This is a genomic window from Actinomyces weissii (assembly GCF_016598775.1).
Lineage (GTDB): Bacteria > Actinomycetota > Actinomycetes > Actinomycetales > Actinomycetaceae > Actinomyces > Actinomyces weissii.
Window position 1 is genome coordinate 690,671 of sequence record NZ_CP066802.1, and the last position, 22,132, is coordinate 712,802.

Below are 22,132 nucleotides of genomic sequence, written 5' to 3' on the forward strand. Positions count from 1 at the left end.
CCGGGCTTCCTGCGGCCCTGGCGCGGGTCCTGCGGGTGCGGGGGAGTGCCGCAGGAACCGCAGGAACGCAGCCGGGGCCCCGAAATCTACCAAAGCAATTGTCGGGACAAAGCACTTAGTGTAATCTGCGACATACCTGCTGGCACGAGGGTGTGCCACCTAGTCCCTTTCACTGGAACGGCTGTCAAGGACGACAGCCTGGCTCGGAGGAGCTGTACATGGTCACAAGCAGCGGCGGGAGCACTGTACGCATCGCCCTGATAGGTGCCGGGCGCATCGGCGTCGGGCACGCGGCCGCGCTGGCGGGTATCGCGGAGGTCAGCCTGACCGTCTGCGACGCCGACGGCGAGCGGGCCGCCCAGGTGGCCCAGGAGGTCGGCACGGCCCACGGCACCCAGGTGGCGGTCTCCACCGCGCCGGAGGTCCTGGCCCACCCCCAGGACTATGACGGCGTCGTCATCGCCACCCCCACGGCCACGCACGAGGAGCTGGTGCTCGGCTGCGCCCGCGCCGGACTTCCCTTCTTCTGCGAGAAGCCCGTCTCCATGGACCTGGAGGGGACCCGCCGCTGCATCCAGGCGGTGCACGGCGCCGGCGTCGCCTCCCAGATCGGCTTCCAGCGGCGTTTTGACCCGGGCTACCAGGAGGCGCGGCGCCGGGTGGCCGCCGGAGAGCTGGGCGCCGTCCACCGCGTCCACATGCTCACCTGCGACCAGAACCCGCCCCCGGAGACCTTCGTGGCAGGCTCCGGCGGCATCTGGCGGGACTGCCTGATCCACGACATCGACGCGCTGCGCTGGGTGACCGGGCGCGAGGTGGAGGAGGTCTTCGCCTTCGGGGCGGTGCGCGGGGCGGAGTACTTCCGCACCCACGGTGACGTCGACGAAGGTGTGGCCCTCTTGCGTCTGGACGACCAGACCCTGGTGACCGCGCACACATCCCGCAACAACGGCCAGGGATACGACGTGCGCATGGAGATCTCCGGCACACTGGCCAACGCCACCGTGGGCCTGGAGCCAAAGGTGCCGCTCGTAAGCGTCGAGCCGGGCGTCACCTTCCCTGACGACGAGCCCTGGGTGGACTTCATCGCCCGCTTCAAAGGCTGCTACGAGACTGAGCTGCGTGCCTTCGTGGACGTGGCCGCAGGCCGGGCCGCCAGTCCCTGCACCATCGACGACGCCCTGGAGGCCCTGCACGTGGCCCTGGCCATCGGCCGGTCCCGTGAGGAAGGGCGCCCCGTTAAGGTCTCCGAGATCCGAGCCAACTGACCCGACAGCTACACCAAAGGAAGGAGGAGGCCAGATATGGCGGTAGACACCACGCAGACGCCGCTGCTGGAGGCCCAGGGGATCACCAAGCGCTTTCCGGGCGTGCTGGCCCTCGACGACGTCCAGTTCACCCTGCGGCCCGGGGAGGTCCACTCCCTGGTCGGTGAGAACGGTGCTGGCAAGTCCACGCTGATGAAGGTCCTGGGAGGTATCCACCGGCCCGACGCAGGCGTGCTGCGCCTGAACGGGGTGGAGACCACCATCCACGGGCCCCTGGACGCCCAGTCCAAGGGCATCTCGATCATCCACCAGGAGCTCAACCTCATGCCCGACCTGACGGTCGAGCAGAACATCTTCTTCGGCCGGGAGCAGTACGAGGGCATCCGCTTCAACCTCTCCCCGTCCAAGATGCGCAAGGAGACCAAGGAGCTCCTGGAGCGCGTGGGCCTGCACCTGGACCCGGACGCCCGCGTAGGCGACCTGACGGTAGCCACCCAGCAGATGGTGGAGATCGCCAAGGCCCTGTCCTTCGAGGCCAAGGTCCTCATCATGGACGAGCCGACAGCGGCCCTGACGGACCGGGAGACCGAGGCCCTGTTCAAGGTTATGGAGGACTTCGTCAAGCCCGACACCGCCATCGTCTACATCTCCCACCGCATGAACGAGATCAAGCGGGTCTCCGACACGATCACCGTCATGCGTGACGGCCGCTGGGTCTCCACCGGCCCCGCCGCAGACCTGAGCATCGACGACATCATCGAGAAGATGGTGGGGCGGCGTATCGAGTCGAATATCCGCCCGCAGCCGGGGGACCCCGACGCTGAGGTGGTCCTCAAGGTCGAGGGCCTGTGCACCAAGAAGCTCCTCAAGGACGTCAGCTTCGAGCTGCGCCGTGGCGAGATCCTGGGCTTTGCGGGACTGGTGGGCGCGGGTCGTACCGAGACCGCGCGAGCCCTGATCGGCGCCGACCCCAAGACCGCCGGGCGCGTGGAGATCGAGGGGCGGGAGGTCAACATCAAGTCCCCCGAGGACGCGGTCAAGCACTCCCTGGCCTACCTGTCCGAGGACCGTAAGCGCTACGGCCTGCTGCTGGACAAGGACCTGGTGCTCAACACGGCCCTGCCCTCCTACCGCATCTGGTCGCGGGGCATCGTGGTGGACGACTCCCAGGCCGTGGGCACCGCCGCGCGCTATATCGACCGCCTGCGCGTCAAGACCCCCTCCGCGCGGCAGCGGGCCAAGAACCTCTCCGGTGGCAACCAGCAGAAGGTCGTGATCGGCAAGTGGCTGGCCCGTGACTGCGACATCCTCATCTTCGACGAGCCGACCCGCGGTATCGACGTCGGCGCGAAGGACGAGATCTACGACCTGCTGAACCAGCTGGCCGCCCAGGGCAAGTCCATCATCGTCATCTCCTCTGAGATCCCCGAGGTGCTACGCCTCGCCCAGAGGATCGTCGTCATGTGGGAGGGCCGGGTCACCGGCACCATCAGCAACGACGAAGCCACCCAGAACTCAATCATGGCGCTGGCCACCGGCCAGGCCGGCACGAAGACGAAGGAGTCAGCGTGAGCACTGCAGCACCCGTCAAGCCGCAACAAGGCTCGGTAAAGCCGCCTATGTCCTCGATGAGCCAGGGCACCGACCTGATGGACTTCCTCAGGCGCCACGCCTCCCAGGTCCTGGTGCTGGTCTCGGAGCTTGTCCTGATCGTGGTGTTCTCGATCGCGAGCCCCTACTTCTTCCAGCTCTCCAACTTCTCGGCGCTGCTGCTGGACGCCTCCGTGTACGTCCTGCTGGCCCTGGGACTGACCTTCGTGATCGCCACCGGCGGTATCGACCTGACCCCCGGCTTCGGTATCGCCTTCACCTCGGTGTGCCTGGCGGTGGTCATGCGAGAGGCTGCGAAAGCCGGGCTGGGCACCCCGCTGGTGATCTTCCTGGGAGTGCTGGTGGGCCTGCTGGCAGGGGCCCTGCTGGGCACGATCAACGGCTTCCTGGTGGCCTACCTGCGTATGCAGCCCATGATCGCCACCCTGGCCATGATGCTTATCGCCTGGGGCATGGCCCTGGTCCTGTCCGGCACCTCCGCCATCCCGCTGTCCGGCTTCCCGGCCTTCCTGACCCTCGGGCAGGGGCGCACCCTCGGCGTCACCAACGCCATGTTCCTGGTGGTGGCCGCCGCCCTGGTGGCCGCCTACCTGCTCAACCGCACCCTGATCGGACGCTACGCCCTGGCTATCGGCTCCAACGAGGAGGCCACCCGCCTGTCCGGCGTGAACGTCAAGCGCTGGAAGCTGTACGTGTACGCCCTGGGCGGCACCTTCACCGGCCTGGCCGGTATCCTCATGGCCTCCCGCCTGGCCTCCGGCAAGCCCGACGTCGGCCAGTCCTACGAGATGTACGCCATCGCCGCCGCAGTCCTGGGCGGTGCCTCCCTGATGGGTGGCAAGGCCTCCGTCTTCGGCTCGGTGGTCGGCGCCGTCGTCATCGCCACCATCCGTAACGGCGCGGTGCTCATGGGCATCCCCGACCAGTGGCAGAAGGTGCTGCTGGGCGTGGTGGTGCTCGGGGCCGTCTACCTGGACACCCGCCGCACCGACAAGTGACGCCGGGGCGTCCGGCCGTCCACCAAACGATCCACCCACAACCAAGAGGCCGCCTCACACCGAGGCCTCTGAGCACACAACCAAGGAGAGAACAATGAGGTTCAAGAAGATACTCGGGGTCGCGGCTGCGCTCGCGATCTCCACGACCGGCTTGGCCGCCTGCGGTGGCGGCGGAGGCGGGGCGGCCGGTGACGGCAAGACCATCGCGGTGGTGGCCAAGGGCTATGCCAGCCCGTTCTGGGCGGCTGTCCGCGCGGGCTCCGAGCAGGCAGGCAAGGACCTGGGCTACACCGTGACCTTCAACGGCCCGGACACCGAGACCGACGTCCCCCGTCAGAACGACCAGCTCAACCAGGCCCTGGTGAAGCGCCCCGCTGCGCTGGTCTTCGCGGCCCTGGACTCCGACTCGCAGGGGACCGTGCTGCAGCAGTTCCAGGACGCCTCTATCCCCGTGGTGGCCTTCGACTCGGGTGTGCCGGGCTCGGAGATCCCCAAGACCACGGTGGCCACCAACAACAAGGAGGCCGCGGCTGAGGCTGCCAAGAACCTGACCGACCTGATCGGCAAGAAGGGCAAGGTGGCGATCGTCTGCCACTCGCAGACCTCGGTCACCGGTCAGGACCGGGAGAAGGGCTTCAAGGAGTGGGTGGAGAAGAACGCCCCGGAGGTCCAGATCGTGGACACCCAGTACAACAACTCCGACCAGGCCGTGGCCCAGCAGCAGGCTGCCGCTATCCTGCAGGCCAACCCTGATCTGGTGGGTATCTTCGCCACCGACGACGACGGCGCCGTGGCCGCCGCCCAGGCCGCGGAGACCGCGGGCGTGGAGAGCACCGTCAAGATCGTGGGCTTCGACTCCGGCAAGCCGCAGCTGGACCTCATCAAGAAGGGCACCATCGTCGGCTCCGTGACCCAGAACCCCTACGAGATGGGCTACCAGGCCGTGGTCGCCGCGGACAAGGTCCTCAAGGGCGAGAGCCTGGAGAAGTTCATCGACTCCGGCTTCTACTGGTACGACAAGAGCAACCTGGACGACGAGAAGATCAAGAAGGCCGTCTACGAGTGACCGGCGGCTGGTAGCACGTCCCTGGCCAGGCGTCCACCGCCCTGGCAGGTGACTCAGGTGGCCCCTTCCCGGGTTTCTCGGGGAGGGGCCACCGGCTGTCTGCACAAGGTCTGCGCCGGAAAACCAGGGCTGGTGGCTTGTGGGAGATCCTGGGTGAGCCTGAGTTACCGCTTAAATGTCCTAACAAATAGTGCTGGCTGGCGTAGACTCGTAGGACAGACGGCAGACGCAACGGGGCGCCTGCCGGGAAGGGTCACGCATATGAGCCAGCAAGCCACCACCGTCCCTGGGACCATGCGCGCCGCCGTGCTGCGCGACATCACCAAAGGCCTCCAGGTAGAGACCATCCGCACCCCCCGGCCACGCTTCGGGGAGGTGCTCATCAAGGTCGCCGCCTGCGGCCTGTGCCACTCCGACCTGCACGTGATCGGCGGGGCCATCAGCTTCCCGCTGCCCGCGGTGCTGGGCCACGAGGTCACCGGCACCGTCGTCGAGCTGGGGCCCGGCAACGAGCACTCCGGCCTGCAGGTGGGCCAGCACGTGGCCGGAGGCTTCCTCATGCCCTGCGGGCAGTGCGAGGCCTGCGCCGCCGGACGCGACGAGCTGTGCGGCCCCTTCTTCGACCTCAACCGGCTCAAGGGCTGCCTCTACGACGGCCAGACCCGCCTGGCCGCCCAGGACGGCGAGCCGATCTACATGTACTCCATGGGCGGGCTGGCCGAGTACGCCGTCGTGCCCGCCACCGCCCTGGCCCCCGTGCCCGGCTCCATGGAGCTGGTGCCCGCCGCCATCCTGGGGTGCGCCGCCATGACCGGCTTCGGGGCCGTGCGCCGCGGCGCCGACCTGCGCTACGGCGAGACCGTGGCCGTGGTGGCGGTCGGGGGAGTGGGCACCAACATCGTCCAGATCGCCTCCGTGTTCGGGGCCAGTCAGGTCATCGCCATCGACGTCGACGACGAGAAGCTGGAGCCGATGCGGGCCTACGGCGCCACCGCCGTCATCAACTCCGCCACTCAGGACGCCCGCGCGGAGGTCCTCCGGCTCACCGGCGGACGCGGCGTGGACGTCTCCTTCGAGGCCCTGGGGGTGCCCGACACCTGGAAGACCGCCCTGGACGTGCTGGCCGACGGCGGCCGCATGGTGCCCATCGGCCTGGGGGCAGGCGTACAGACGGCCGGGGTGGAGATCAACCGCACCGTGCGCCGCTCCCAGCGCATCCTGGGCTCCTACGGGGCGCGCACCCGCCAGGACCTGCCCGCCGTGGTGGACCTGGCCGCGCGCGGCGTCATCAACTACCGCGACGTCGTCTCCCGCCGCTTCTCGCTGGAGCAGGCCGGGCAGGGCTACGAGGCCCTGCGCCACCGCCAGGTGCAGGGGCGGGCCGTGGTGGACATGAGCCTGTGAGCCGCCGTTAGCAAGGACGGCGCCCACCGCCCGGCTAAGAGCTAGCCGAGGCTGGTGGGCGCCGTCGTCTGACAGCGGGGCCTGCCCCCCCGTCAGGCCGGGGGCCTCAGAGCGGCAGCAGCTGGGACTCGATGTAGGCGCGGGCCTTGAGCGCGTACTCGTGCGGGTTAGCCACCGCCGGGTCCTGCTCGGCCTCAACCAGGATCCACTGCTGGTAGCCGTGCTCCAGCAGGAGCCTGTAGGGCTCGGTGAAGTCGATGCAGCCGTCGCCCGGGACCGTGAACATGCCGTTCATGAAGGAGTCCAGGAAGGAGCGCTCCGCCGCCCGGGACTCCGCCAGCTTCTCCGGGCGCACGTCCTTGAAGTGCACGTGCTTGACCCGGTCGATGGTGGCCTCCAGCAGGCCCATCACGTCGCCGTCGCCCACGTAGGCGTGGCCGGTGTCGAACAGCAGCGAGACCTTGGCGGGGTCGGTCAGCTCCATGAGCCGGACGGTCTCCTCCTTGGTCTGCACCACCGTGCCCAGGTGGTGGTGGTAGACGAGCTCCAGGCCGTGCTCGTGGGCCACCTCACCCAGGCGGTTCAGCCCCGCAGCCAGCACCGGCCACTCCTCCTCGGTGAGCACCGGCTTGTTGGTAAAGATGCACACGTCCCGCCTGCCCTGCACCGAGCCGGTCTGCTCGGAGACGACCACCCGCGTGGCCCCCAGGTACTGCAGGTACTCGCAGGTGGCGGTGAACTCCGGCAGCACCGCCTCCACGCCGTCGCGGAGGATGAAGGAGGAGAACCACTGGGCCACGACCTGGATGCCGCGCGCCTGCGCCCGCTCCCTGACCACCTCCCGGGCCGGGAAGAAGCCGGCGCACTCGGTGCCGCGGTAGCCGGTGTCCGCCAGGTCCAGGAGCATGTCCTCCAAGGTGTTGTAGGCGCCGACCTCCGGTATGTCGTCATTGCGCCAGGAGATGGGGTGCATGCCCCAGCTGATGCCGTGGGGGTCGGTGATGGCGGTAGCCGGGTCTAGGCGGAAGGTCATGTCGGTCTCCTAGGTATGCGTGGGAGGCAGGGCCTCCCCGAGCCTCATTGCTCGTCAAGGAGAGTCTAAATTGTCAGGACTAATGTGGTCCAGGTTCTGGGGTGAGGAGACTCGCGGCGCTCAGTCCAGGTCCAGCAGGCGGGTGAGCTTCTCCCCGCCCAGGAACAGCGCCCCCAGCAGACCGGTGGCCCCCAGCAGCGTCAGTGCCGAGGTGCCGGTCAGCAGGCCGACGCCGGTCACCGCGCCCGCCAGCAGGGCCAGGGACGTGACCACCAGCAGCAGCCTGCGCACCGCGCCGGCAGGGACCTCGGGGGCCGGGTTGAAGGCGTCGCGCTCAGAGAGGTCGATCGAGCTGAGCACCGACTGGGCGGTAACCAGGGGGGTGTCGGCGGTGGTCATCTGCTCCTGCTCCTGCGCTCGCGGCAGAAGCGGCGGGCCGCGTCCTGCACGGCTCCGTACCAGGGCGGGACTGCCCTGTTTTTGACGTGTCAAACCCTAGGGAGGCGGGTGCGTGCCCGTCCAGTTCCGGGGCTGTGAACTGCGTCCTGTGCCTGCCGCCACAGGGGCAGCCAGCCAGTTTATACTCGCCGGGTGACAAGCCCAGACATGCTCTCCGCCCCCGGGCAGGCCGCCCCCGGGCCAGTTCTCGTGGTCGACTTCGGGGCCCAGTACGCCCAGCTGATCGCCCGTCGTGTCAGGGAGGCCTCCGTCTACTCGGAGATCGTCCCCCACACCATGCCGGTGGACCAGATGCTGGCCAAGCGGCCCGCCGCCGTGATCCTGTCCGGCGGCCCCTCCTCCGTGTACGAGGACGGCGCCCCCAGCATCGACCCTGCCATCTTCGAGGCAGGCGTGCCCGTGCTGGGCATCTGCTACGGCTTCCAGACCATGGCCCAGGCCCTGGGGGGCCAGGTGGGGCGCACCGGCACCCGCGAGTACGGGCACACCGACGCCGCCGTCAGGAACGACTCCTGCCTGTTCGCAGGCACCCCGGTGGAGCAGGCCGTGTGGATGAGCCACGGCGACGCCGTGCAGGCCGCCCCGGCAGGCTTCACCGTCACCGCCTCCACCGCCGAGACCCCGGTGGCGGCCTTTGAGGACCGCGAGCGCCGCCTGTTCGGCCTGCAGTGGCACCCGGAGGTGCTGCACTCCCGCCACGGCCAGGCCGCCCTGGAGAACTTCCTCCACCAGGGGGCGGGTATCCCCGCCACCTGGACGCCCGGCAACATCATCGAGGAGCAGGTCCAGTCCATCCGTGAGCAGGTAGGTGACGCCCACGTCATCTGCGGCCTGTCCGGGGGCGTGGACTCCTCCGTGGCCGCCGCCCTGGTGCACCGGGCCGTGGGGGACCAGCTGACCTGCATCTTCGTGGACCACGGCCTGCTGCGGGCCGGGGAGCGCGAGCAGGTGGAGCAGGACTACGCCCAGGGCATGGGCATCCGCGTCATCACCGTGGACGAGTCCGAGCGCTTCCTGGCCGCCCTGGCCGGGGTCACCGACCCGGAGACCAAGCGCAAGATCATCGGCCGGGAGTTCATCCGCTCCTTCGAGGCCGCCCAGCGCCAGGTGGTCGAGGCCGTCGGGGCGCAGGGCGGTGAGATCCGGTTCCTGGTGCAGGGGACGCTCTACCCCGACGTCGTGGAGTCCGGCGGCGGTGAGGGGGCCGCCAACATCAAGAGCCACCACAACGTGGGGGGACTGCCGGAGGACTTGGACTTTGAGCTGGTCGAGCCGCTGCGCACCCTGTTCAAGGACGAGGTGCGCACCATCGGCCGCGCGCTGGGCGTGCCGGAGAAGATCGTGGCCCGCCAGCCCTTCCCCGGGCCGGGGCTGGGGATCCGGGTGATCGGCGAGGTCACGCGCGAGAACCTGGAGGTGCTGCGCGCCGCGGACCTGATCGTGCGGGAGGAGCTGACCGCTGCGGGCCTGGACGAGGAGATCTGGCAGTGCCCGGTGGTGCTGCTCGCAGACGTGCGCTCCGTGGGGGTGCAGGGCGACGGGCGCACCTACGGGCACCCGGTGGTGCTGCGGCCGGTCTCCAGCGAGGACGCCATGACGGCCGACTGGACGCGCCTGCCCTACGACGTGCTGGCCCGCATCTCCACCCGTATCACCAACTCCGTCCCGGAGGTCAACCGGGTGGTGCTGGACTGCACCAGCAAGCCGCCGGGCACCATCGAGTGGGAGTGAGCACCTGGTGCTGACGCCTCGCCCCGCCGTCCGGACACCGACGGCGGGGCGAGGTCTTGCTGTGGGTGGGGCCGCCTGGGCCTGTGGGCGGCCCTGCGGCCATCTGACGCAGCGGAAACCGGCCATCTGACGCAGCGGAAACCGGCCATCTGACGCAGCGGAAACCGGCCATCTGACGCAGCGGAAACCGGCCATCTGACGCAGCGGAAACCGGCCATCTGACGCAACGGAGTATACTTGTCCTTGATTTTGCAATGTTTCCGGAGGTCATGATGTCGTCAACCTACATCCCGCGCACCATCGACAAGGTGATCAGTGAGCTGCTTGCCGTCAGCGGTGCTGTCCAGGTCAAGGGCCCCAAGTGGTGCGGCAAGACGGAGACCTCCAGGCAGCACGCCCGCTCGACCCTCTACCTGCAGGACCCTGACCGCAGCGCCTCGTACCTGGCTTTGGCGGACGTTAAGCCCTCGAGGCTCCTGGAGGGGGCCGTACCGCGACTTATAGACGAGTGGCAGATGGCGCCCCAGCTGTGGGACGCCGTGCGTTTCACGGTGGACCAGCGGGCGGAGCCGGGTCAGTTCATCCTCACCGGCTCCTCGACTCCTACGGTTACCGGTGCGCACTCTGGGGTCGGGCGGATCGTGCCAGTCACTATGAGGACGATGACCCTGGCTGAGTCTGGGGACTCCACCACGGAGATATCGCTACAGGCGCTGTTCGACGGAGCGACGGGCAGCTCAGACGTTGTCGGCCTGGCCAAGGCAGATGTCGAGGACCTGGCTTGGCTCCTGTGCAGAGGCGGCTGGCCCGCTGCGGTAACCGCCTCAGGCTCAACCCGAGGAGCCGCCACCAGGCTCGCAAGAAGCTACGTAGAGGTGCTGATCGACTCAGACGTCTCCCGTCTGGATGGCGTCACCCGCAGCTCTGCACGTATGCGTGCGCTCATGCGCGCATACGCGCGCCACGTCTCCACACAGGCATCCCAGAAGACGATCGCCGCTGACCTGGCCGCCGACGAGGGCGCCATGTCACCCAACACCGTCAGTGACTACCTGGACGCCCTGACCCGTGCCTTCGTCATAGAGGACCTGCCTGCCTGGAGTCCCGCGCTGCGCTCGCGGACGGTCCTGCGCACCAGCCCTACCCGACACTTCACGGACCCTTCTATCGGTGCTGCCGTGATGCGCTGGAGCCCGGCCGACCTGCTCCGCGACACTGAGACGCTGGGGCTGTACTTTGAGTCGTTCTGCGTCAGGGACCTGCGCGTGTACGCGCAGGCTGCCGACGGGACGGTCGCGCACTACCGTGACAAGACCGGGCTGGAGGCTGACATAGTCATCACCCTTGCCGACGGCCGCTGGGCCCCTGTAGAGGTCAAGCTGGGGTCTCGGCAGGTAGACGATGCCGCGCGAAACCTCCTGCGCCTGCGCGAGCGTGTGGACACTGGGCGGATGGGGGAGCCTTCCTTCCTGGCCGTCGTCACCGCCGGGGCCACGGCCTATCGCCGTGATGACGGCGTCCTCGTCATTCCTCTTGCTTGCCTGGGGCCGTGAACCGTTCCCTGGTTCGCAGCGCGTTCCGCCTGGCGGAAGCACCTGCCTGCAACACCGCTGCACGCGGCCGCTGATGGCGCACTATGGGGGCATGGACACGGCCCTTCCGACGGCGTCGCCCCGCAGCGGCAACATGCTCAGCTACGTGCGGAGGCACCTGGAGCCCTTCTCTGAGCGGGGCCTGTGCCCCGTGGACAGCCTGGTGCTGTCCTGGCTGGCCTACACCCAGCTGCCGGCCGAGGCCGAGCAGGCGGGCCTCAACCTGCGCAGCTGGCAGGGCGCGCCCCTGCGGGAGCTGTACCGGGCCGAGTACTTCCCCCACTACTACGCGGGGATCCCGGGCGAGGCCGACAGCCTGCGCCTGCTGGCCGCCGTGGCCGCCAGCCCGCGCTTCCGGGACCTGCCGGTGGTCGGCTACCGCGAGCACACCGACTGGCAGGCGCAGAAGCAGTTCGCCGCCATGACCTTCCGCCTGCAACCCGACCTGTCCTACGTAGCCTTCCGGGGCACCGACGCCAGCATCGTGGGCTGGAAGGAGGACTTCAACCTCTGCTTCTGCAGCCCCGTGCCCTCACAGGTCGACGCCGCCGCCTACCTGCAGGAGGCGGCCCGGCACCTGGAGGGACGGCTGGTGGTCGGTGGGCACTCCAAGGGAGGCAACCTGGCCGTCTACGCCGCCGTCAGCGTGCCGCAGGACGTGCAGGCGCGCCTGACCCAGGTCTGCTCCCACGACGGCCCCGGCCTGCTGCCCGAGCTGGTAGAGACTGAGGCCTACGCGCGGGTGGCCCCCAAGATCAGCAAGACCGTGCCCCAGGCCTCCGTGGTCGGGCTGCTGCTGGAGGACCAGGAGCAGCACCGGGTAGTGCGCTCCAAACGGCTCCTGATCTGGCAGCACGACCCCTTCTCCTGGGTGGTGGAGGGGAGGGACTTCGCCTACGTGGACTCCCTGACGCCCTCCGCCCGCCTGGTGGACAGCACCCTGACCGCCTGGCTGCGCAGCCGCAGCCCGGAGGAGCGTGAGCGCCTGATCGACACCCTCTACGCCGTCCTGGAGGCGGCCGGGGCCCAGACCACCCAGGACCTGCTCTCCGGACGCTGGCGTACCGCACCCGCAGTGGTACGGGCATTCAAGGACCTGGACCCACAGAGCCGCGCCTTCGTGACGCAGGCCCTGGCAGAGCTGCTGCCCCTCGGGGTCAGGTCCGTGCCGGGGCTCTGGTGACGTCCTGCGTCGGGCTCTGGACAGTCATGAGCCCATAGGGTTTCTGGCGGTTCCAGGGAGGCCGGGAGGCGTGATTCCCCCGGGAGGGTGTGGGCTCTCCGGGATGTGCCGGTCGGCCGGTACCAGGACCCACCCTGTCTGTCCTTGTAAGAGGCTCGTGGGTTACTACGAGCAGAATCCCGGTAGGTCCGCCTTCGTTCCCTGCCAGCCCACAGCCTTTCTGTGAGCCGTCGAGTGCGGCAGGGGGTGAGCGAGAGCGTTCCCTGGGGTGCTTTGTGAGGGCGCCCTGGAACCAGGTGGTCCAGGCCGCCTGAACGGTGCCGGGCCCGGCCGCTACCCTGGGTGGCGTGACGCAGCTGCTGGCCGCCTACCGCTCACCCCTGGGGCCGATGACCCTGGCGGTGGAGACGGCTGGCGCGCACCTGCCGGCAGGTGGGGCCTTGGTGGGCGCGTGGTTCGACGGCCAGGCCTATGACCGCGCCGGAACCAGCGACGACGCGCTCGACGTCGTCGCCGCAGGCCTCCTGAAGCCCCCGGTGCTGGTGGCAGCCCGCAGCTGGCTGGACCGGTACTTCGCGGGCAGCGAGCCGGGGGAACCGCCTGCGCTCGCGGCACGCGGCACCCCCTTCCAGCAACAGGTCTGGAGCCTGCTGCGCCAGATACCCCGCGGACAGACCCGCACCTACGGCCAGCTGGCCCAGGCGGTGGCCGCCGCTACGGGCAGAGCCTGCTCGGCCCGCGCCGTCGGCGGGGCTGTGGGGCGTAACCCCGTCAGTGTTTTCGTGCCCTGCCACCGGGTCGTGGGGGCAGGCGGGCGGCTGACCGGATACGCGGGTGGGACGGCCCGCAAGGAGGCCCTGCTGCGCCTTGAGGGAGTGGTGCTGTAGGGCGTAGGGCGCTGCCGGGATCAGTCGTTGCGGCAGCGGGCCACGCACAGCGGCTTGAAGGCCGCAAACACCTGGTGGTCCTCCACCTGCAGGCCCCAGCGTTCCAGGTGCTCTAGCAGGTCCTCGGCCTGCCACTGCTGCCCCGGACTGAATCCGGCGCGATGCCACAGGCGCGTGCCCCCAGGGCTCTGCGTGCCTTCCGTCAGCACGTAGCAGGGGAGCGCGATGTACCCGCCGGGCCGCACCACGCGCTTGAGCTCGGCGACGGCCTGCTCCGGCTGCTCCAGCAGGTGCAGCACGTTCCCGGCCACCGTCGCGTCTACGGCGTCGTCAGCCAGGGGCAGGGCGGTGACGTCCCCGGTGCGGGCCGCCAGGTTGCGCAGCCTCTTGCGGCGGGCCTTAGCGCGGGTGCGCGCCACCATCGCAGGGGAGGCGTCGCAGGCCAGCACCCGCCACACCTGCGGGGCCAGGGCGCAGGCGAACAGGCCGGTGGCGCAGGCGGCGTCCAGCAGCAGGTCGGCAGGGGAGAGGCGCTCGGCGATGTATGCGGCTGCCTGGTTCGCTCCCGCTCGGCCGCGCACGGTAGCCAGGTCGTAGACCGGGGCGGCGACGTCCCAGAACCTGTGTGGAAGCCTCATCTGCCGTCTTCCTCCTGGGGGTCGGATATGGACGCGGGCGCTGGTGCCGCAGCGAACCTGCATACAGGTTATGGTCTGCGACCCGATCGTGCGCGCTGCACGTGCGGGCAGGCGGCAGGGGCGGGGGACCGGGAGGGTCGCAGTACTGGGTGGTCTCCTGCCGGGAGGGTCGCAGTGCTGGGTGGCCCGCCACGCTGGGTGGGGTGCGGTGAGGCGTGGGTGGGTGCCGTCCTGCCCGTGGGCTGGGACGCTGAGCGGAGGCGGGCAGGTGCGGGGCGGACAGCGTCCTGTCGCACCGGGCGGAGAAGAGCAGGTGCAGGGCGGTCGGCGTCCTGTCGCACCGGGCGGAGAAGAGCAGGTGCAGGGCGGTCGGCGTCCTGTGGTGCTGGTCAGGGCGCTTGCCTACGGCGCTCAGGGGCACGTACGCTGCGCCTACCAGGTGTCATGACACCAGGCCGGACGGAAGGACCACCATGGCGCTCCCTGAACCGCAGCCCACCCCCTGGCAGAGCAGCAACGAGCTGGACCTGGAGCGGGCCGCGCTGCTCGTCGTCGACGTTCTCGGCGGCAGCAACCCCGTACCTGAGTTCCTGCAGGAGATGGCTGCCAGCTCCGTACGCCTGGCCCGGGCGGCCCGCGCGGCAGGCGTGCCGGTGTTCTTCGCCTGCGACAACCACATCCCGGGCACCGACCTGGAGGAGACGCTGTGGGGCGCGCACTCGGTCCGGGGGACCCAGGACTCCAGGCCCCTGGACGCCTTTGAGGTCACGGAGCGGGACTACGTGGTCCCTAAGCGCCGCTACTCGGCCTTCTATGCCACCGACCTGGACCTGACCCTGCGCGAGCTGGGGCGTGACACCCTGATCGTGGTGGGGGCCGACACCAATATCTGTGTGCTGCACACCCTGGCCAGCGCCTACTACCTGGGCTACCGCACCATCGTGCCCGCGGAGGCCACCGCCACCTTCCTGGTGGGCAACCAGGAGGACGGGCTGGCCTACTTCTCGCGGGTCTTCGACACCCGGGTGACCACCACTGACGACGTGCTCGCGGCCCTGTCGTGAGTTCCGGTGGGTCGGGTGGGGGGTGGGCTGACCCCTAGGCGGCTCCCGAGGCGGGCCCTGTAGGTCGGGGCGGGGCGTGCCCGCCCCACCCCGACTTGTGCATTTCGGCGCGAGTGGTGCCGGAATACCGCACCACTCGCGCCGAAATGCACAAGTGGAGGCGAAGGGGGTGCCCAGTGGGTGTGGGGGTGCCCAGGGGGTGTGGGGGCGTCCAGGGGGCGCAGATAGTGCGCCCGGCAGGCCCCGCCGTCGTCGAGAAGCCACCAGCAGCCACCAGACCCGCCCGAGCTATCCACAACTAAGGTAACCCTTACCGGTCTCGCGGGCCATATGTCCCGGTCTCGTGGAATATGCTCGGGAGGACTGGAGGTGTTCCATGCTAGAGCTCCACGACGTCACCAAGTCCTACCGCACCGCGTCCCTGACCCAGACGGCCCTGGACCGAGTCAGTCTGGCCTTCCGCGACAACGAGTTCGTGGCCGTGCTGGGTCAGTCCGGCTCCGGCAAGACCACCATGCTCAACGTCATCGGTGGCCTGGACCAGTTTGACGACGGCGACCTGGTTATCGACGGCGTCTCCACCAAGGACTACCGCGACCGCGACTGGGACACCTACCGCAACAACCGCATCGGCTTCGTCTTCCAGTCCTACAACCTCATCCCCCACCAGAGCGTGCTGGCCAACGTCGAGCTGGCCCTGACCCTCTCCGGGGTCTCCCGCTCCCAGCGGCGCGCCCGCGCCCGGCAGGCCCTGGAGGACGTCGGCCTGGCCGAGCACGCCCACAAGCGCCCCTCCCAGCTCTCCGGTGGGCAGATGCAGCGTGTGGCGATCGCCCGCGCCCTGATAAACGACCCGGAGATCCTCCTGGCCGACGAGCCCACCGGCGCCCTGGACTCCGCCACCTCCCTGCAGGTCATGGACCTGCTGCGGGAGGTGGCCCGCGAGCGCCTGGTCGTCATGGTCACCCACAACCCGGAGCTGGCACGCAGCTACGCCAACCGGGTGGTGACCCTGGCGGACGGGCGCGTCCAGGCGGACACCAACCCCTTCGACCCTGACACCCCCTTGGAGGAGCGGGCAGCAGGGCAGAAGTCCAGTCAGGCGGCTGGGCAGGACCTGGAGCAGGAGACGGAGGAGGAACCAGGGCCGCTGTGGCTGCTGCCGTCCCGTCGCAGCACCCCCGCCCCCACCCGCACCACCCGCATGGGGCTGCTGACCGCCCTGGCGCTGTCCTTCAACAACCTGATGACCAAGAAAGGCCGCACCCTCATGACCTCCTTCGCGGGGTCCATCGGGATCATCGGGATCGCCGCGATCCTGGCGCTGGCCAACGGGGTCAACGCCTATATCGCCAAGACGGAGGAGGAGGCCCTGACCTCCTACCCGCTGTCCATCCAGCGCTCCACCATGGACCTGGGCTCAGTGATAGAGGCCGCCGACGAGAACCGTGCCCAGGGCTCCCCGCAGGCGCAGGCGGGGCACCTGCGTACCCGCAACGCCTTCACCGCCATGATGGGCTCCCGCTCCACCAACGACCTGGCCTCCCTCAAGGCCTTCCTGGAGGCCGACGGCGGCGGGGTGCGCCAGCACGTGCGCTCCATCGAGTACCGCTACAACGTCACGCCGCAGATCTACCGCAAGGACACCTCCCAGGGGGTCGTGCAGGTCCACCCGGAGCAGGCCGTCGCCAAGGTCCGCAGCGCCGCCACAGCCAGCCCCTTCGCCTCCTTCTTCTCCCTGGACGCCTTCAAGGAGATGCCTGCCGAGCCCTCCCTGTACCAGGAGGGCTACGAGGTCATGGCTGGGGCCTGGCCCACCCAGCCCACCGAGCTGGTGCTGGTGCTCAACCCCGACGGCACCATGCAGGACCTCTACGAGTACACCCTGGGCCTGCGCGACCACACCGAGCTCGACAAGATGATGGCCGCCTACCTGGACCGGCAGAACGTCACCTCCGCCGCCGCCCACGTGGGCCCCAGCAGCCCCGACGGCGCCGCCACCCCCGGCCCCGACGGTCAGCGTCCCCAGGACAGCCGTGAGTACCGCTACGAGGACATCCTGGGCACCACCTTCGCGCTGGTGCCCGCCTCAGCGCGCTACCAGTACGACCAGTCCTACGGCGTGTGGACCGACCTCTCCCAGGACCAGGAGCACATGCGCCAGGCCGTCTCCCAGGGCCGGGACCTGAAGGTGGTGGGCATCGTCAAGCCCAAGGGCAAGGAGGACGGGATGCTGCGGGGCCTGTGCTACCTGCCCTCCCTGACCGCGCAGGTGATCGAGCAGGCCGCCTCCTCCCAGATCGTCCAGGACCAGCTGGCCCACCCGGAGCGGGACGTGTTCACCGGCAAGACCTTCACCGAGCTGGCGGACCAGGCCAAGCAGGGCCCGCAGGGCCTGGACCTCAGCTCCCTGTTCACGGTGGACGGCGAGCAGATCAAGGCCTCCTTCAAGGTGGACCCCACCGTCCTGCAGACTGACCTGGCCAGCCTGGACCTCTCGGGCGTGGACGCCAGCACCATCGACGTCGGCTCCCTGGACCTGTCCGGGCTGGACCTGAGCAGCCTGGACCTGAGCGAGGCCGCCCAGCTGGACCTGTCCGGCCTGGACCTGAGCACCCTGGACCTGACCGACCTGGCCACCAGGTACCCCCAGCTGGCCCAGGTGGACTACGTCTCGATCATCACCAAGGCCCTGGCGGACGGCGCCATCAAGGACACGGCCGGGGCCCAGGTCTCGGCGACCGCCGCCCAGGTGCTCAGCGGCTTCACCAAGTACGCCTCCGAGCACCCCGGCCCGGACACTGACGGCGACGGCGTGCCGGAGACCAACATGGTGCAGCTGGTCGCCGACTACCTGGCCACACCTGAGGTGACCCAGGCCATAAACGACGTCGCCACCTCCAACCAGGTGCTGGACCGTGCCAAACTAACCAGCAACCTCACCACCGCCCTGGGCCAGGACCCCGCCATCGCCGCCGTGGCCCAGGACGTGGGGGACAAGGCGGCCGCGGCCATCGGCCAGGAGATCGGCAAGCAGCTGGCCAGCAACCTGTCCCAGGCCGTCTCCTCCACCCTGTCCAGCTACCTGCAGCAGACCTTCTCCAGCGCCATGACGCAGATGATGACCGCGCTCCAGACGCAGATCTCCGCCCAGGTGGAGCAGGCCATGACCTCCCTGGCCAGCAACCTCTCCCAGGCCCTGAGCGTGGACGAGGAGGCCTTCAAGAAGGCCTTCAACCTGTCCATGGACCAGGAGCAGCTCAGTGCCCTGCTCAGCACCCTCATGCGGAGCACCACGACCAGCCGGGACTCCAACCTGGCGGGCCTGGGCTGGGCCGACACCGCCGACCCCTCGGCCATCGAGATCTTCCCCAAGGACTTCCGGTCCAAGGACGCCGTCAAGACGGTGCTGGCCGACTACAACCAGGCCCGTACCCAGGCGGGGGAGGAGTCCAAGACCATCCGCTACACCGACGTCGTGGCCCTGCTGATGAGCTCGGTGACCCGCATCATCAACATCATCACCTGGATGCTGATCGCCTTCGTGTCCATCTCCCTGGTGGTCTCCTCCATCATGATCGCGATCATCACCTACATCTCCGTGCTGGAGCGCAAGAAGGAGATCGGGATCCTGCGGGCGATCGGCGCCTCCAAGGCGGATGTACGCCACGTGTTCAACGCCGAGACGGTGATCGAGGGGCTGCTGGCGGGGCTGCTGGGCATCGGGATCACCCTGCTGCTGACCCTGCCCGCCAACGCCTTCGTGTCGGCGCGCTTCGGGGTCTACCCGATCGCCCACCTGCCTGCGGGGTCTGGTCTCGCCCTGATCGCGGTGTCGGTGGGACTGACGCTCGTGGCAGGGCTGCTGCCCGCCAGCAAGGCCGCCCGGGAGGACCCGGTGGAGGCCCTGCGCAGCGAGTAGGCCGGGCGACCCGCCCCGGAGCGGCACGGATTCGCACCAGGCCGCCAGCAGTCCGGCGCCGACCTGCCAGCAAGGCTGTCACCAGTCCGTCACCGGTCCGCTTCCGCAACGCCGCCACACTGACGGCGCAGTGACGGCGCGCGGGCAGGTCCTGTGGCCGCTAATACGGCGTTGGGGCCAGGAGCCTGGCAGTATCTAGGCGTGATGACTAACAGCGTGTCAGAACCCGGCAGCCCGAGCCTGGCCCCGGGGGAGGCCCAGGACACGGCGTCCTCCGCAGGCTGCGAGCAGGCGCGTAACCCGCTGGCCCCCGCCGTGCCGAGCGTGGTGCCCACCAACCCTGTGCTCCTGCAGGCCTTCGCCTGGGACCTGACCGCTGACTCCAGCCACTGGCGGCTCCTGGCGGACAACGCCCAGCTGCTGGCGGACGCCGGGGTCACCAGCGTGTGGCTGCCGCCCGCCTACAAGGGCCAGGGCGGGGTGGAGGACGTGGGCTACGGCGTCTACGACCGCTACGACCTGGGCGAGTTCGACCAGAAGGGCACCGTCCCCACCAAGTACGGCACCAAGGACGAGTACCTGGCCGCCGTCTCCGCCCTGCACCGCGCCGGCATCAGCGTGCTGGCCGACGTGGTGCTCAACCACATGATGGGGGGCGACGAGTCCGAGACCGTGCGCGCCACCGAGGTGGACCCCTGCAACCGCAACCACCGCCTGGGCGAGCCCCACGAGATCACCGCCTGGACCCGCTACACCTTCCCCGGGCGGGCGGGCGCATACTCGGACTTCACCTGGGACGCCAGCTGCTTCCGGGGCGCCGACTGGGACCAGGACACGCAGCGTTCCGCCCTGTGGCTCTTTGAGGGCAAGGAGTGGGCCACCCAGGTCTCCAACGAGTACGGCAACTACGACTACCTCATGGGCACTGACGTGGACACCTCCGAGCCTGAGGTAGCCGCCGAGCTGGCCCGCTGGGGTGAGTGGTTCGTGCGTACCACCGGGGTGGACGGCCTGCGCCTGGATGCCGTCAAGCACATTGACCGGGGCTTCCTGACCCGGTGGCTCCCCGCCCTGCGCCAGGCCACCTGCCGCCCCCTGCCCACCGTGGGCGAGTACTGGTCCGGTGACCTGGGCGAGCTGCAGACCTACCTGGGGGAGCAGCCGGTCATGAGCCTGTTCGACGTGCCCCTGCACTTCCACCTGCACGCCGCCTCCTGCTCCGACGGCCAGGTGGACCTCTCGCGCCTCTTTGAGGGGACCCTGGTGGGCACCGACCCGCAGCACGCGGTGACCTTCGTGGAGAACCACGACACCCAGCCCCGCCAGTCCCTGGCCTCCCCGGTGGAGTCCTGGTTCAAGCCCAGCGCCTACGCCCTGATCCTGCTGCGCGCCCAGGGCCTGCCCTGCGTGTTCTGGGGGGACCTTTTCGGCACCCCCGAGACCGGCGACCTGCCCGCCGTCGTGGAGCTGCCACTGCTGCTGGCGGTGCGCCGGACCCTGGCCCACGGCCCCCAGCACGACTTCCTGGACAGCCCGGACGTGATCGGCTTCACCCGGGAGGGGGACGCCGCCCACCCCGGCTCCGGCCTGGTCGTGCTCCTGTCCGACCGCCGCCACGCCACCAAGTGGATGGAGGTAGGGGCCGCCCACGCGGGCGAGGAGTGGATCTGCGTGCTCGGCGGGCACGGCACGGTGGTGGTCAACCAGGACGGCTGGCTGGAGGCCACGGTGGGCGACGGCGGGCTCAGCGTCTACGTGCCCGCGGCGGCTGAGCCCGTCCTGGAGCGGGAGGGCCGCCGCCTGCTGCGGCAGCGCTGACGGCGCGCCGCCCGCCCAGGTACCCTGCCAGCAGACGCCGTCGCCCGGCGGCCCGGCCCAAGGAGGAACCGTGCCCACCCCAGACCAGCTCACCACTGACCAGACCGTCGCCGTGCTGATCGCCCCCGGCCTGGAGGAGGTGGAGGCGCTGGCCGTGGTGGACGTGCTCTACCGGGCAGGCGTGCGCGTGGACATGCTCTCCACCACCGGCTCCCTGGAGGTCACCGGCTCCCACAAGATCACCTTCCGCTGCGACGCCCTGGCCGCGGACAACGACCTGTCCGGCTACACCCTGGTGATGCTGCCCGGCGGGATCCCCGGCACCCCCAACCTCCAGGCCAACGAGCAGGTCACCACGGAGGCCGCCCGCCGCGTCCAGGCCGGTGAGCCCCTGGCCGCCATCTGCGCCGCCCCCTCGATCCTGGCCGGGCTGGGGCTGCTGCGTGGGCGCCAGGCCACCGCCAACCCCGCCTTCATGCAGGCGCTGGAGGACGGCGGGGCCGTCCTGCGGACCGAGCCCGTGGTGGTGGACGGCGCGGTGCTCACCAGCCGGGGCATGGGCACTGCCATAGACCTGGGCCTGGAGATCGTGCGCCTGCTGCTGGGGGAGCAGGCGGTGGAGGCTGTCAGCCAGGGGATCGTCCACCAGGGCTGAGCCCCGGACCCGCCGACTGCTCCAGCGCCGCCCGTACCTCTCCCTCGCTTCCACTTGTGCATTTCGGCGCGAGTGGTGCCGGAATACCGCACCACTCGCGCCGAAATGCACAAGTCGGGGGGCGGGGCGTCTGCGCCCGCGCGCCCTGAACCCACGCTCGCGTGGGGGCCAGCGTGGGGCCAGGTCCTTCTTGCCCAGGTGGGCCCCTGAACCCACGCTCGCGTGGGGGCCAGAGGCCAGGGGGGCGGGGCAAGGGCTAGCAGCGCTCGGCTCAGGCCTGCTCGTCCTTGCGTCGGGGCAGGAAGGCCAGCACCAGCAGCAGCAGGCCCGCTCCTGCGACCAGCCCGATGGCGATCTTGGCCAGGTCCAGGTGGATCCCCACCCCGACCGCGATCAGCAGCCCGCCCAGCGCCGCCAGGAACACCCCCCAGGCCACCGTGCCCGAGCGCAGGCTGCGGGACACCGGCACTGGCGCGTCTGCCGCTGGCCTGCTGGCCGACCACACGCCGTCGTCATCAGGGCCGACGGCGGCCGTGGCGGTGCCTGTGGCAGTGCCCGTGGCGGCGCTCGCGGTGGGGGACGTGCCCAGGCTGCTGCCTGCTGCCGGATACTGGCTGCCCTCCGCGGCTTCCGGGTTCGCCGGGGCGCTACCGGGGCTGACCGGGGTCCGGGGCGTGGACGCCTGCGGCTGGGCCGAGGTGGGGAAGGCGGCGGTAGAGGCTGCCGGGGCCTTCCCGCCCGTCGGCTGGCCCGCCGTGGGGCTGGCCGGGGTGGGGGCTGAGGGCTGTACGTTGGTGCTCATG

17 protein-coding genes are annotated in these 22,132 nt (G+C 69.8%); 13 read left to right on the top strand and 4 right to left on the bottom strand.

Translation table 11 applies throughout. The features are described 5' to 3' along the window. The first annotated feature begins 218 nt into the window (after window positions 1-218). From JG540_RS02780 to JG540_RS02800, 5 genes are all read left to right on the top strand, one after another. Window positions 219-1,268, top strand: coding sequence for a Gfo/Idh/MocA family protein (locus JG540_RS02780; protein WP_200276927.1), 1,050 nt, complete (start codon window positions 219-221; stop codon window positions 1,266-1,268). Between the two features lie 36 nt (window positions 1,269-1,304). Continuing rightward, window positions 1,305-2,840 (top strand): sugar ABC transporter ATP-binding protein, encoded by a 1,536-nt coding sequence (locus JG540_RS02785; protein WP_200276930.1) that lies wholly within the window; start codon window positions 1,305-1,307, stop codon window positions 2,838-2,840. Beyond that, on the top strand, window positions 2,837-3,877 hold the full coding sequence (locus JG540_RS02790) for an ABC transporter permease (protein ID WP_200276933.1): 1,041 nt from the start codon (window positions 2,837-2,839) through the stop codon (window positions 3,875-3,877). The genes JG540_RS02785 and JG540_RS02790 overlap by 4 nt, the downstream gene beginning before the upstream one ends. A gap of 94 nt (window positions 3,878-3,971) precedes the next feature. Next, the gene (locus JG540_RS02795; protein ID WP_200276936.1) at window positions 3,972-4,943 is read left to right on the top strand and encodes an ABC transporter substrate-binding protein; all 972 of its coding nucleotides are present in this window, start codon (window positions 3,972-3,974) and stop codon (window positions 4,941-4,943) included. Window positions 4,944-5,204: 261 nt separating this feature from the next. Then, window positions 5,205-6,347: a zinc-binding dehydrogenase gene (locus JG540_RS02800; protein WP_200276939.1), complete on the top strand. Its 1,143-nt coding sequence runs from the start codon at window positions 5,205-5,207 to the stop codon at window positions 6,345-6,347. 106 nt (window positions 6,348-6,453) lie between these two features. Here the strand turns inward: JG540_RS02800 and iolE are convergent, their stop codons facing one another. Both iolE and JG540_RS02810 read right to left on the bottom strand, forming a co-directional pair. Continuing rightward, window positions 6,454-7,380 (bottom strand): myo-inosose-2 dehydratase, encoded by a 927-nt coding sequence (gene iolE / locus JG540_RS02805; protein WP_200276942.1) that lies wholly within the window; start codon window positions 7,378-7,380, stop codon window positions 6,454-6,456. Between the two features lie 120 nt (window positions 7,381-7,500). After that, a complete protein-coding gene (locus tag JG540_RS02810) occupies window positions 7,501-7,779 on the bottom strand; it encodes a hypothetical protein (RefSeq protein ID WP_200276945.1) in 279 nt (92 codons plus the stop codon). A 207-nt stretch (window positions 7,780-7,986) separates the two neighbouring features. Between JG540_RS02810 and guaA the strand changes: the two genes are divergently transcribed. The 4 genes from guaA to JG540_RS02830 all read left to right on the top strand — a co-directional run bounded on the left by guaA (window position 7,987) and on the right by JG540_RS02830 (window position 13,232). Next, a complete protein-coding gene (guaA, locus tag JG540_RS02815) occupies window positions 7,987-9,570 on the top strand; it encodes a glutamine-hydrolyzing GMP synthase (RefSeq protein WP_200278008.1) in 1,584 nt (527 codons plus the stop codon). A gap of 269 nt (window positions 9,571-9,839) precedes the next feature. After that, window positions 9,840-11,123, top strand: a complete 1,284-nt coding sequence (locus tag JG540_RS02820) for an ATP-binding protein (RefSeq protein ID WP_234042874.1) — start codon at window positions 9,840-9,842, stop codon at window positions 11,121-11,123. 91 nt (window positions 11,124-11,214) lie between these two features. Further along, window positions 11,215-12,345 (top strand): DUF2974 domain-containing protein, encoded by a 1,131-nt coding sequence (locus JG540_RS02825; RefSeq protein WP_200276948.1) that lies wholly within the window; start codon window positions 11,215-11,217, stop codon window positions 12,343-12,345. Between the two features lie 347 nt (window positions 12,346-12,692). Further along, window positions 12,693-13,232: a methylated-DNA--[protein]-cysteine S-methyltransferase gene (locus tag JG540_RS02830; RefSeq protein ID WP_234042875.1), complete on the top strand. Its 540-nt coding sequence runs from the start codon at window positions 12,693-12,695 to the stop codon at window positions 13,230-13,232. 20 nt (window positions 13,233-13,252) lie between these two features. Here the strand turns inward: JG540_RS02830 and JG540_RS02835 are convergent, their stop codons facing one another. Further along, on the bottom strand, window positions 13,253-13,870 hold the full coding sequence (locus tag JG540_RS02835) for a class I SAM-dependent methyltransferase (RefSeq protein WP_200276951.1): 618 nt from the start codon (window positions 13,868-13,870) through the stop codon (window positions 13,253-13,255). Window positions 13,871-14,343: 473 nt separating this feature from the next. Here JG540_RS02835 and JG540_RS02840 point away from each other — a divergent pair, with 473 nt between their 5' ends. The 4 genes from JG540_RS02840 (at window position 14,344) to JG540_RS02855 (ending at window position 21,329) form a co-directional block, all read left to right on the top strand. Next, the gene (locus tag JG540_RS02840) at window positions 14,344-14,934 is read left to right on the top strand and encodes an isochorismatase family cysteine hydrolase (RefSeq protein ID WP_200276954.1); all 591 of its coding nucleotides are present in this window, start codon (window positions 14,344-14,346) and stop codon (window positions 14,932-14,934) included. A gap of 376 nt (window positions 14,935-15,310) precedes the next feature. After that, a complete protein-coding gene (locus JG540_RS02845; protein WP_200276957.1) occupies window positions 15,311-18,856 on the top strand; it encodes an ABC transporter ATP-binding protein/permease in 3,546 nt (1,181 codons plus the stop codon). A gap of 204 nt (window positions 18,857-19,060) precedes the next feature. Continuing rightward, the gene (locus JG540_RS02850; RefSeq protein ID WP_200276960.1) at window positions 19,061-20,674 is read left to right on the top strand and encodes an alpha-amylase; all 1,614 of its coding nucleotides are present in this window, start codon (window positions 19,061-19,063) and stop codon (window positions 20,672-20,674) included. Window positions 20,675-20,744: 70 nt separating this feature from the next. After that, window positions 20,745-21,329 carry a DJ-1 family glyoxalase III gene (locus JG540_RS02855; RefSeq protein WP_200276962.1) on the top strand — a complete coding sequence of 195 codons (585 nt, stop codon included), beginning with the start codon at window positions 20,745-20,747 and terminating at the stop codon, window positions 21,327-21,329. A 271-nt stretch (window positions 21,330-21,600) separates the two neighbouring features. Here JG540_RS02855 and JG540_RS02860 read toward each other — a convergent pair whose 3' ends face one another. After that, window positions 21,601-22,131, bottom strand: a complete 531-nt coding sequence (locus JG540_RS02860) for a hypothetical protein (RefSeq protein ID WP_200276965.1) — start codon at window positions 22,129-22,131, stop codon at window positions 21,601-21,603. Window position 22,132 lies beyond the last annotated feature (1 nt).